The 292-nt window shown below is 67.5% G+C and carries 1 pseudogene; it reads left to right on the top strand.

The features are described from left to right. Nucleotides 1-292 (top strand): annotated as a pseudogene (locus FPZ47_RS28060) (IS1634 family transposase); the annotation flags it as partial.

Genomic DNA, 292 nt, shown 5'->3' with positions numbered 1-292 from the left:
TCACCAAACTCGTGCTGGTCGGCGATCGCGGGATGATCACCACCGCCCGCATCGACGCGCTGCGCAAACTCAACAACAACCGCAAGGCCCCAACGGATTTCGACTGGATCACCGCGCTGCGTGCACCCGCGATCGCCGCACTCGCCGCCGACGACGGGCCGCTGCAGATGAGCCTGTTCGACACCCAGGACCTCGCCGAGATCACCCACCCCGACTACCCCGGCGAACGGTTGATCGCCTGCCGCAACCCCGCACTGGCCGACCAGCGCGCCCGCAAACGCTCAGACCTGCT

This window comes from Mycobacterium helveticum (assembly GCF_007714205.1).
Taxonomy (GTDB): Bacteria; Actinomycetota; Actinomycetes; order Mycobacteriales; family Mycobacteriaceae; genus Mycobacterium; species Mycobacterium helveticum.
The sequence above is the reverse complement of the archived record's forward strand: the minus strand, read 5'-3'. Positions and strand labels throughout refer to the sequence as shown.